We start from the raw sequence: 4,562 nt of genomic DNA on the forward strand, positions 1-4,562 counted from the left end.
CCGCCATCTTCGCCCTGGCGCTGCTGCACACCTTCTCGGTCGCTTTCGTCGCGAAGATCGCCCACCGTTTTCCGCACCACGCCGGCCTGATCCACTCGCTGGCCGAAGTCGAGATCGTGTTCGCCCTGTGGGCAGCCGCGCTGATCTCCGTCTTCATGGCCGTGGAAGGCCCGGCGGCGGCGATCGCCTATGTCGATGGCCGCAACTTCACCGAGCCACTGTTCGTGTTCGCGATCATGGTGGTCGCCGCCAGCCGGCCGGTATTGGCGGCGATGGGCAATGTCACCCGCGTGGTCGCCCGCGTGCTGCCGCTGCCGGGTGCTGCGGCGACCTACTTCGCAGCATTGACGGTGATTCCGCTGCTCGGCTCGCTGATCACCGAACCTGGCGCGATGACCCTGGCGGCGCTGCTGCTGCGTGAAAGCCATTTCCGCCATCGCCTGCCGGTGCGCATGTGTTACGCCACGCTTGGCGTGCTGTTCGTCAATGTCTCGGTCGGCGGCGCGCTGACACCGTTCGCGGCGCCGCCGGTATTGATGGTGGCGAGCATCTGGGGCTGGGACCTGAACTTCATGCTCAGCAACTTTGCGATCAAGGTGGTCCCGGTGGTGCTGATCAATGCCGCGGTGGTTACCGGCATTTTCATGTCGACCCTGCGCAAGCTGCCGACCGAGGACGCTTCCGGTGACGACCATCGCGTGCCGGTCGCCCAGGCCCTGCTGCATCTCGGTTTCCTGATCGCCATCGTGATCTTCGCCCACCACCCGCCGATGTTCCTTGGCGTGTTGCTGCTGTTCCTGCTCTGGGCCCACGCCTACCCGGTGCACCAGAACCGCCTGATCCTCAAGGAAGCGCTGCTGGTGGCCTGCTTCCTGACCGGCCTGGTGATCATCGGCGGCCTGCAGCAGTGGTGGCTGAAGCCGGTGCTGCAGGCGCTGAACCCGCAACAAGTTTTCGTCGCCGCGACGATGCTGACCGCGATTACCGACAACGCCGCCGTCACCTATCTGGCCGCCCAGGTGCCGAACCTGTCCGACGAGTTCAAGTACTTCGTGGTGGCCGGTGCCATCACCGGCGGCGGCCTGACCGTGATCGCCAACGCGCCGAACCCGGCCGGCATGGCGATCCTGAAGCCGCTGTTCCCGAACCAGACCGTTGGCGCCGGTGGATTGTTTATCGCCGCGCTCCCGCCTACGCTGCTGATGTTCTTCGCTTTCCTGCTGTTCTGACGCTCAACCGCAAGCCCTCAAGATGATCGATCCCCGCGCCCTCGAAGAAATTGCCTCCCGCCTCGGCCGCGTGCTGCCCCCCGGGCTGCGCGGCCTCAGGACCGAGTTGGAGGACAACTTCCGCGCCGTGCTGCGCGCCAACCTCGATCGCCTGGAACTGGTCAGCCGAGAGCGCTTCGACACCCAGGCCGAACTGCTCGCCCGCACCCAGACTCGTCTGGCGGCGCTGGAAAAGCGGCTGAAGGCGCTCGAAAAGCAGGCGGCTGGTCCAGCCGACTAGGCGCGAAGCTTCGGAACTGCCAACCAGGACGTTCCATTGTCGCTTGCCATCATTCACAGCCGCGCACAAAACGGACTTACCGCCGAAGCCGTGACCGTGGAAGTGCATCTGGCGCCAGGCCTGCCCGGCCTGGCGATCGTCGGTCTGCCGGAAGCGGCAGTGCGGGAGTCGCGCGATCGGGTACGCGCCGCGATCGTCAATTCCGGCTACCAGTTCCCGAATCGTCGGATCACCGTCAATCTGGCGCCAGCCGATCTGCCCAAGGAAGGCGGTCGCTTCGATCTGCCGATCGCGCTCGGCGTGCTCGCCGCCTCCGGCCAGATTCCGCTGGAACCGCTGGCCGGGCTCGAAGTGCTGGGCGAACTATCCCTGACCGGCGAGATTCGTCCCGTGCGCGGCGCACTGCCCGCGGCCCTGCAATGCGCCAAGATGGGGCGCGCTTTGCTGGTACCAGCGGCCAATATCGGCGAAGCGTCGCTTGCCGAGCACGCAATCGTTCACGGATCGCTCAGTCTTGGTGCGTTATGCACCGAATTGCACGAAAACCGTCTCAGCGTCGCACCAAGGCCGATCCTGGAAGCAGCCGCTGATCACGGTCCGGATCTCGCCGACGTACGCGGCCAGTTGCAGGCGCGGCGAGCGTTGGAAATCGCCGCCGCCGGCGGTCACTCGCTGCTGATGGCCGGCCCGCCCGGCAGCGGCAAGAGCATGCTGGCGCAGCGCCTGCCCGGCCTGCTGCCGCCGCTGGCCCAGGATGAAGCGCTGGAAGTGGCCGCGATCGCCAGCATCGGTCACGGAGGTTTCGATCCGGCACTGTGGGGCCGCCGACCGTACCGCAGCCCGCATCACACGGCGTCCGCGGTGGCGCTGGTCGGCGGCGGTGGCAATCCCCGGCCCGGCGAAATCACTTTGGCGCACGGCGGCGTGCTGTTTCTCGATGAACTACCCGAGTTCGAACGCGCCGTCCTCGAAGTGCTGCGCGAACCACTCGAGAATGGCCGGATCACCATTTCCCGCGCTGCGCGGCAGGTCGATTTTCCCGCCCGTTTCCAGCTGGTCGCCGCGATGAACCCCTGCCCCTGTGGCTATCTCGGTGATGTCGGCCAGGGCTCGCGCTGTCGTTGCACACCGGATCAGGTCGCCCGTTATCGCGGCCGCTTGTCCGGACCCTTGCTCGATCGCATCGATCTACATGTGTTCGTGCCGCGACTCGAGGCCACGGCGCTGACCTCGGCAACGCCGGTCACTTCGGAATCAAGCGCGACAGTCCGGCTGCGGGTGCAGGCAGCGCGGGCACTACAGCTGGCGCGCGCCGGCAAGATCAACGCCGCGCTCGGCGTTCGCGAGTTGGATCGCGATGCCGCGCCCGATGAAGCCGGCCGCGCTTTGCTGCAGACAGCGATGACCCGGCTCGGTCTATCGGCCCGTGCGTTCCATCGAGTACTGAAAGTGGCGCGGACGATTGCCGATCTGGCCAGCGTTACCGACGTCGGCACCGCGCAGATTGCTGAGGCGCTGCGCTATAGGCCGGTTGATCAGACGCCGTAGTGCCAACGCAGACCGATCAGGAAGGTTGGTGCGCGAGAACCATCGATGTTCACCGAGGCACCGGAAACCTGTCCGAATGCCGAGAACGCCAGCGGTAACTCCTGATTGATGACCAGGATGTAATCGGCGTACTGCGCACCGCGCCCATCCTGTTGGCGACTGGCGATCAGCCGCCGCACGCCGTCACCGCCATTCAAGCCGATCACGCCAGTGGCGCTCAAGCCTGGAAACGGCAGCGGCAATTTCAATTGACCGGCCATGCGATAGCCGGCTGCACCGGTGCCGAAGTAATCCGGAGCATAGCTGCCGCTGACTCTCAGCGGGCCGACGCCGAGGCTCGCGTAGCCCTCGACGTAGTCTGGATTTTGGAGACGGCTGTCATCTTCGCCGTAGACGCTGGCCGACAGGCCGCCATCGGCCGTCGCCTGGATCAGGCCCAACAGGTTCAGCGCGTGGCTGTAGCCAAGATAGAAATCGCCCTGCCCCCCACCAAGGCTGCGATTGTTCAGCGCCCGGGCGCCGATATAGACGCGATTGTCGAAGCGATAGTCGCCACGCAGGCTGAAACTCAGGCTGTTGTTCTGCGAAATGCCGCGAAACAGCTCATCGGTGGCCACCGTGGTGCGCAGATCAAGCGATCCCGCCCAGGCCGCAGGCATCGGCAGCAAGGCGGCGACCAGCAGACATCGGAAAATCGGCATTTCAGGCTGGGGTTCGAAGCGTCGCCCGCACTGTAGCCGAGCGCCCAAAAGAAAAGGCCGCGTGAGCGGCCTTTTCGGGTACTGCTTGCAGCGTTCAGCTCAAGCGATCAGAACTTGAAGATGCCCTTCACAGCGACGTTGCCGCCGGTGTCCTTGAAGCCATCGCCGTTCAGGAACACGTCGTTGTTGGACGTGTCATAGCGAGCTTCGGCGATCAGGTCGAAGCTCTTGGCTGGCGACAGAACCACCGCAGCGGTGTAGACCTTGAACGTGTCCTTGCCGCCGCCGTTGAACTTCTGTTCGGCGAGTTCGACGCGAGCGCGCAGGCCGATCAGATCCGTGGCCTGGAACAGACCATAGAGCGCAACGCCCTGGGTCTTGGCAACGGTGTCGACCTTGTAGATGTCACCGTTGACGGCCAGGGTCAGCTTCTCGGTGGCCTGCCACTGGGCAACGATGTCGAACATGTTGGTGCCGACGGTGGTGCCGCCCGCGCCGAACTCGTCGAAGCCGTAGTAGTCGGTGACCGACAGCAGCAGCGCATCGCTCGGCGTCAGGGTGACGTTCGCTTCGATGGTTTTCTGCTCGTTGTCATCGACCGTCAGCGCCAGCGGCGCGCTGTTGACGATACCGCCCTGCACGAGGAGCAGATCGCTGAACTTGTACGAAGCGCGGATACCGGTGTGGAAGAACGGCTGAGTGTTATTGAAGAGGAACGAGCGCGACACGAACGGAGCGGCGTTGTCAGCCGTTACTTCATAGCCGGCGAGCGAGCCGTAGCGGCCGGCGATGACCGTCAGGCCG

The 4,562-nt window shown here is 65.0% G+C and carries 5 protein-coding genes; 3 read left to right on the forward strand and 2 right to left on the reverse strand.

Annotated elements, in window-relative coordinates:
* From QZY06_RS19140 to QZY06_RS19150, 3 genes are all read left to right on the forward strand, one after another.
* On the forward strand, positions 1-1,229 hold a 1,229-nt coding region (locus QZY06_RS19140; RefSeq protein ID WP_295687119.1), incomplete at its 5' end, for a putative Na+/H+ antiporter.
* Positions 1,230-1,251: 22 nt separating this feature from the next.
* Positions 1,252-1,509: an accessory factor UbiK family protein gene (locus QZY06_RS19145; protein ID WP_295687121.1), complete on the forward strand. Its 258-nt coding sequence runs from the start codon at positions 1,252-1,254 to the stop codon at positions 1,507-1,509.
* 36 nt (positions 1,510-1,545) lie between these two features.
* Complete coding sequence (locus tag QZY06_RS19150; RefSeq protein ID WP_295687123.1) at positions 1,546-3,057, forward strand: YifB family Mg chelatase-like AAA ATPase; 1,512 nt, start codon at positions 1,546-1,548, stop codon at positions 3,055-3,057.
* Here QZY06_RS19150 and QZY06_RS19155 read toward each other — a convergent pair.
* Entirely contained in the window at positions 3,045-3,758 is a 714-nt protein-coding gene (locus QZY06_RS19155; RefSeq protein WP_295687125.1) for a TorF family putative porin, read from the reverse strand. The two genes, QZY06_RS19150 and QZY06_RS19155, sit on opposite strands and share 13 nt — an antisense overlap.
* Before the next feature lie 107 nt (positions 3,759-3,865).
* Positions 3,866-4,562: outer membrane beta-barrel protein (locus QZY06_RS19160; protein ID WP_295687127.1), on the reverse strand; the 697-nt coding region annotated here is incomplete at its 5' end.

Origin of the sequence: uncultured Nevskia sp. (assembly GCF_903885465.1) — a bacterium.
Lineage (GTDB): Bacteria > Pseudomonadota > Gammaproteobacteria > Nevskiales > Nevskiaceae > Nevskia.

What these genes read in the sequence shown, in the direction of transcription:
- QZY06_RS19145 (WP_295687121.1), top strand. Translation starts at nt 1,252, where the DNA reads ATGATCGATCCCCGCGCCCTCGAAGAAATTGCCTCCCGCCTCGGCCGC.
- QZY06_RS19155 (WP_295687125.1), bottom strand. Translation starts at nt 3,758, where the DNA reads ATGCCGATTTTCCGATGTCTGCTGGTCGCCGCCTTGCTGCCGATGCCT.